Below are 6,192 nucleotides of genomic sequence, written 5' to 3' on the forward strand. Positions count from 1 at the left end.
CCGCCCCCAGCGACCGCCACCCGCCGAACCACGCCCCACTGCCAGGCGGCAGGCGCACGCGGAACGGCCCCCCGCCGGGCCAGGACGGATCCCCATCCCGTGTAGCCCCGCCCCGACAAGGGCAGATACGGTTCGTTCATGCCCGACTATCTCGATGACCTGCGTCTCGGCCACGTCCTCGCCGACGCCGCCGACGCCGCGACGATGGGCCGGTTCAAGGCCCTCGACCTGAAGGTCGAGACCAAGCCGGACATGACCCCGGTGAGCGAGGCGGACAAGGCCGCCGAGGAACTCATCCGCGGCCAGCTCCAGCGGGCGAGGCCACGCGACGCGATCCTCGGCGAGGAGTACGGCATCGAGGGCACCGGCCCACGCCGCTGGGTCATCGACCCGATCGACGGCACCAAGAACTACGTACGCGGCGTCCCCGTCTGGGCCACCCTGATCTCCCTGATGGAGGCGGGCGAGGGCGGCTACCAGCCGGTCGTCGGCGTGGTCTCCGCCCCCGCCCTGGGCCGCCGCTGGTGGGCTGCGAAGGGCCACGGCGCCTTCTCCGGCCGCAGCCTCTCCTCCGCGACCCGCCTCCAGGTCTCCCGGGTCTCGCGCATGGCCGACGCCTCGTTCGCGTACTCGTCGCTGAGCGGCTGGGAGGACCAGGGCCGCCTGGACGGCTTCCTCGACCTCACGAAGGCCGTCTGGCGCACCCGCGGATACGGCGACTTCTGGCCGTACATGATGGTCGCCGAGGGCTCGGTGGACATCTGCGCGGAGCCCGAGCTGTCGCTGTGGGACATGGCGGCGAACGCGATCGTGGTGACCGAGGCGGGCGGCTCCTTCACCGGCCTGGACGGCCGCCCGGGCCCGCACAGCGGCAACGCGGCGGCGTCGAACGGCATCCTCCACGACGAGCTGCTGGGATACCTGAACCAGCGGTACTGACGAGCCGGACGGCGCTTGTGTGATTCATGGGCGCCCCTGAACTCACTGCACGCGCCCCCTTGTTGACTCTCCCTTTAACTGCGACCCTGAGAGTCCCCCCACTTGTGAACTTGTGAATCGCTTCTCTTGGCGCTTCCGCCGGATTCTGCGCTTCACCAAGGAGGTGGCTCCAGCCCATGCTCGTCCGCGACGCCATGAGCACGGTGGTCCTCACCATCGGCCCGGCACACACCCTCCGTCAGGCGGCCCGCCTGATGTCCGCGCGCCGCGTCGGCGCGGCCGTGGTCCTCGACGAGGACTCCTGCGGCCTCGGGATCCTCACCGAGCGCGACATCCTCAACTCTCTCGCCCTCGGCCAGAACCCTGACACGGAGACGGCCGGCACCCACACCACCACCGACGTCGTCTTCGCCGCCCCCGCCTGGACCCTGGAGGAGGCCGCGACGGCGATGTCGCACGGCGGCTTCCGCCACCTGATCGTGCTCGACGCGACGGGCCCCGTCGGCATCGTCTCGGTCCGCGACATCATCCGCTGCTGGGCGCCGACGCGACAGCACGTACCGGCGTAAACCCTCCGCACCCGAAAGCCGCCCGCCCGCACCCGGACATGCCGACGGGCCGGACCCCTCGTCGAGAATCGACAGAAGATCCGGCCCGCCGCCTACGACAAGCGTTCCAGTGCCGGCAATCAGCCGCGCAGCGCCTGGACCGCGGCTTCCAGCCGCTTGCCGAAGTCGCCGTCCGCCCGGCGGAAGTTGTTGACCGCGCGCTCGGCGATGTCGTCACGGGAGACCTTGGCGATGAAGCCCGCCAGGTTGTCGATCAGACGGCCCTTCTCGTCCTCGGACATCAGCCGGTAGAGGCTGCCCGCCTGCACGAAGTCGTTGTCCTCGGAGTGGACCGGGGCCGCGGTGTCACCGGTGTGGCCGCTCACCGCGACCGGCTGCCACAGCGGCCTGTCCGTCTGGAAAGGACCGCCGAAGCTGTTCGGCTCGTAGTTCTTCGCGCCCTTGTGGCGGCCGTCGTAGAGGAACCCGTCACGGGAGTTCGTACGCGCCTCGGTGGCGTGCGGGCGGTTCACCGGCAGGTGGTCGGCGTTGATTCCCACGCGGTAGCGGTGGGCGTCGCCGTACGCGAAGAGCCGCCCCTGAAGCATCTTGTCGGGCGACGGCCCAATGCCCGGCACGAAGTGAGCGGGCGAGAAGATGGACTGCTCGACCTCGGCGAAGACATTCTCCGGGTTGCGGTTGAGCTCCAGCTTGCCGATCTCGATCGGCGGGTAGTCCTCGTGCGGCCACACCTTGGTGAGGTCGAACGGATTGAAGCGGTACGTGGCCGCCTCGGCCGCCGGCATGATCTGCACCTGCACGGTCCAGGAGGGGAAGTCCCCACGCTCGATGGCCTCGCGCAGGTCACGCTGATGGGAGTCGGGATCCTCACCGGCGAGCTTCGCGGCCTCTTGCGAGGTCAGGTTCTTGATGCCCTGGTCGGTCTTGAAGTGGTACTTGACCCAGAAGACCTCGCCGACCTCGTTGTTCCACTGGTACGTGTGCGAGCCGTACCCGTTGAGATGCCGGTACGACGCGGGGATGCCCCGATCTCCGAAGAGCCAGGTCACCTGGTGGGTGCTCTCCGGGCTGAGCCCCCAGAAATCCCATACGTTGTCGGCTTCCTGCGACCCGGTGTACGGGTCCCGCTTCTGCGTGTGAATGAAGTCGGGGAACTTGATGGCGTCCTTGATGAAGAACACCGGGGTGTTGTTGCCGACGAGGTCGTAGTTGCCCTCTTCGGTGTAGAACTTCAGCGCCCAGCCGCGGGGGTCGCGAACGGCGTCGGCGGAGCCGAGGTTGCCGGCGACGGTCGAGAACCGCAGGAAGGTCTCGGTCTGCTTGCCGACCTCGGAGAGGAACTTTGCACGGGTCCACTGCGAGACATCGCGGGTCAGCGTGAACGTGCCGTACGCCCCGGCGCCGCGCGCATGCACGACACGCTCCGGGATGCGCTCACGGTTGAAGTGCGCGAGCTTCTCGAGCAGCAACTGGTCCTGAACGAGGACGGGCCCGCCGACGCCCGCGGTCTCGCTGTTCTGATTGTCGGCCACCGGCGCGCCGGCCTCCGTCGTAAGCGGTCCCTGCGTCACGTGCGCCTCCTGCGTCATTCCTGCAAGTCCTGTCCCTTGGCCAATGCCGTACTCGATCCTACATTGGACAAAGTCTAAGTCAAGCAGAGCTCCAAAGTCACACCTATTCGGGATCTGGTCCACGTGCTGTTACGCTGACCTGTATGAGTGACCTGTTGGAACGGCTGCGCGGACGCGGATGGCGGATGACCGCGCAGCGGCGTGTCGTGGCCGAGGTCCTCGACGGCGATCACGTTCATCTGACGGCCGACGAGGTGCATGCGCGGGCCGTGGCCAAGCTGCCCGAGATCTCCCGGGCGACCGTCTACAACACGTTGGGTGAGCTGGTCTCACTCGGCGAGGTGCTGGAAGTCGCCACGGACAAGCGCGCCAAGCGCTACGACCCGAACGCGCACCGTCCGCACCACCACCTGGTCTGCGCCCGCTGCGGCGCGATCCGCGACGTCCACCCCAGCGGCAACCCGCTCGCCGACCTCCCGGCCTCGGAGCGCTTCGGCTTCTCAGTCTCGGACGTCGAGGTGACCTACCGGGGCGTCTGCCCGAACTGCGCGGCGTAAAGAGTCTGACACGAAGGCCCCGACACCAGAAGGTGCCGGGGCCTTCGTGCACCTGCGCGCAGATGTCGGCGACATCGTCGTCCTCGCGCCGACCGCCGCACTCTGTATATACACCGAAGGCCCGGAACCATTGATCGGTTCCGGGCCTTTGGCCTGAGTAGCGGGGACAGGATTTGAACCTGCGACCTCTGGGTTATGAGCCCAGCGAGCTACCGAGCTGCTCCACCCCGCGTCGGTGAACTGAACAGTACGTCAACCGATCGGACCAGCGCAAATCGATATCAGCCCGTCCGGCGTTTGAGGACGAGCACGTCAGCGCGATACGGGGGCCGGGAGCGGAGCCCCAGACACGGGACGGGTAGGGCGGCGGGGGCGAGAACCCTCAAGGCGCCCACGCCGGCCCAGCTCCGTCAAGCGGACAGCTCCTCCCGCAACGCATCCCGCAACCGAGCCGCCCGCTCCGACACCTCCGCCGGCCCAAGAGAGACAGCACGGTCGGCCCACTGCTGCCCTTCGGCAAGCTGCCCCCCGCGCGCATAGACGAGCGCCAGCCGAAGCGCCGCCCGCCCATGCCCCGCGTCAGCCGCCCGAGTCCACCACAGCGCGGCCTCGGGCTCACTCCCCTCCCGGGCAAGCAGCAGCCCAAGATTGAACGCCCCGTTCCGCGAGCCGGCCTCGGCAGCCGCGCGATACCACCGAGCCGCCTCCACCACATCGCCCCGCGCGGCGGCCAGCATCCCGACCCGCACCTGCGCCCGCCGGTGCCCCTGGGACGCCGCCCGCTCGTACCACTCCTCGCACTCGCTCTTCTCCTGCGCGGGCTCGCCCAGCTCATGCGCGGGCGCCGGTGGCCGCCGCGCGTCGAGCACGGCGGCAAGCCGATAAGCGGCCTCCGCGCTGCCGCCCCCCGCTGCGCACCGCAGATGCCGCTCGGCCGCCCGCTCGTCCCCGTCGCGAAGCCGCGCGATGGCGACCTGGAGCGCCGCCTCGGTGTGCCCGGCCGCGGCGGCACGCTCGTACCAGCGCAGCGCTGCCGCGTCGTCCGCCTCGGTTCGACGCCCGGCATGCAGGATCCCGAGATTGAACGCGGCGTCCACGCTTCCGACCTCCGCGGCCTTGGAGAACCAGGGCTCGGCCCCGGCCGCGTCGCCGACCTGGAGCAGCAGGATCGCCAGGGCGTTGGCGGCCTCGCGATGACCGGCGTACGCGGCCCGCCGATACCACTGCTCGGCCTGCGCGGTCCGCCCCTGTTCGGCGCAGAGCAGCCCGAGGTTGTACGCGCCGTTCACATCGCCCGCGTCCATCGCGGCCCGGTACCACCGCTCGGCGGTCTGCGTCTCGCCACGCTCGGCGTGCAGCGCGCCGAGCGCGTTGGCGGCATTGCCGTCACCGTCCTGCGCGGCCCGCAGCCACCACACGGCGGCGCTCTCGGTGTCCCCCGCGTCGCGCAGCAGGAACCCGAGCGCGCAGGCGGCTCGCGCCTCGCCGTCCTTGGCGGACGTCAGATACCAACGCCCGGCCTCTCTGAGGTCGCCGCGCTTCTCCAGGATGGCCCCGAGGTGCAGCGCGGCCCGCCGGTGCCCGCGTGCGGCGGCCTGCCGGTACCACTGCTCTGCCTCCTCGCCCGCCGCACCGATGACACCGTTGTCAGCACCGGCCTCGCCCGAATCCAGGGCCTTGCGATCAAGCGTGCGGGCCAGTCGGTAGGCGGCCTCGCGGTGCCCGCGCTCGGCAGCGGCGCGCATCCACTGCTCGGCGCCGACGTCACCGCGGTGCTCCAGCAGATCGGCGAGCGCGTACGCACCGAGGGCGTGCCCCTGCTCGGCGGACTGGCGCAGCCAGTACTCGGCGGCGGGCTCGTCGCCGCGCTCGCGGTGGTGCCGTCCGAGCGCGTGCGCGGCGGCGGCGGAACCGGCGACGGCGGCGATTCGCCACCACCCGGCGGCCTCGTCGGCGTACCCGCGCTGGTGCAGGAGGACACCCAGGTTGTTGGCGGCGGCGCGGTCACCGGCGGCGGTGGCGGCGCGCAGCTGGGGCTCGGCTCCGTCGAGGTCACCGCGGCGCAGCAGCATGGCCCCGAGGACGCTCATCGCCTCGACGTCGCCGGCTTCGGCGGCGAGCCGCTGACGTGCCTCTTCGGCAGCCTCGCCGGCTTCGTCCCGGCCGGAAGGCTGCGCAAGGTCCGCAGGCTGCACAAAATCGGCAGGCTGCGCAAACCGCCCTGTATCCAACAGAGTTGCCTTGTCCCCCATAACGTCCATCGTCGCACCACCTGCAACCTGGGTACACCTGGTATACCGCAGCCAGTGAGGTCACTTCAGCGTTTTGTCGACATGCCCACAGAGAGACAAGTGAAACACAGATCCCCCAACTCCCCCCTCATGCGGCAGCACTTCGCACGAGTCACCAGGTCATCACGGGGGCCCGGCGTGGCGTGACACACGTCGAAGGCCCGGATCCATGATCAGGATCCGGGCCTTCGACTTTCAGTAGCGGGGACAGGATTTGAACCTGCGACCTCTGGGTTATGAGCCCAGCGAGCTACCGAGCTGCTCC

The 6,192-nt window shown here is 69.9% G+C and carries 5 protein-coding genes and 1 tRNA gene; 3 read left to right on the forward strand and 3 right to left on the reverse strand.

The window, feature by feature from the left end; translation table 11 throughout:
- The first annotated feature begins 138 nt into the window (after positions 1-138).
- Both hisN and AB0D27_RS37560 read left to right on the forward strand, forming a co-directional pair.
- The gene (hisN, locus tag AB0D27_RS37555; RefSeq protein WP_362517838.1) at positions 139-939 is read left to right on the forward strand and encodes a histidinol-phosphatase; all 801 of its coding nucleotides are present in this window, start codon (positions 139-141) and stop codon (positions 937-939) included.
- A 176-nt stretch (positions 940-1,115) separates the two neighbouring features.
- The gene (locus AB0D27_RS37560) at positions 1,116-1,508 is read left to right on the forward strand and encodes a CBS domain-containing protein (RefSeq protein WP_362517841.1); all 393 of its coding nucleotides are present in this window, start codon (positions 1,116-1,118) and stop codon (positions 1,506-1,508) included.
- A 119-nt stretch (positions 1,509-1,627) separates the two neighbouring features.
- Here AB0D27_RS37560 and AB0D27_RS37565 read toward each other — a convergent pair whose 3' ends face one another.
- A complete protein-coding gene (locus AB0D27_RS37565; RefSeq protein ID WP_362517844.1) occupies positions 1,628-3,097 on the reverse strand; it encodes a catalase in 1,470 nt (489 codons plus the stop codon).
- Between the two features lie 125 nt (positions 3,098-3,222).
- Between AB0D27_RS37565 and AB0D27_RS37570 the strand changes: the two genes are divergently transcribed.
- Positions 3,223-3,636: a Fur family transcriptional regulator gene (locus AB0D27_RS37570; protein ID WP_362517847.1), complete on the forward strand. Its 414-nt coding sequence runs from the start codon at positions 3,223-3,225 to the stop codon at positions 3,634-3,636.
- A 158-nt stretch (positions 3,637-3,794) separates the two neighbouring features.
- On the opposite strand, the gene AB0D27_RS37575 is transcribed toward AB0D27_RS37570, so the two are convergent.
- Both AB0D27_RS37575 and AB0D27_RS37580 read right to left on the reverse strand, forming a co-directional pair.
- Positions 3,795-3,868, reverse strand: a tRNA-Met gene (locus AB0D27_RS37575).
- A 178-nt stretch (positions 3,869-4,046) separates the two neighbouring features.
- Positions 4,047-5,897 (reverse strand): sel1 repeat family protein, encoded by a 1,851-nt coding sequence (locus AB0D27_RS37580; protein WP_362517850.1) that lies wholly within the window; start codon positions 5,895-5,897, stop codon positions 4,047-4,049.
- Positions 5,898-6,192: the final 295 nt, after the last annotated feature.

The organism is Streptomyces sp. NPDC048415 (assembly GCF_040651675.1).
Classification (GTDB): Bacteria; Actinomycetota; Actinomycetes; order Streptomycetales; family Streptomycetaceae; genus Streptomyces.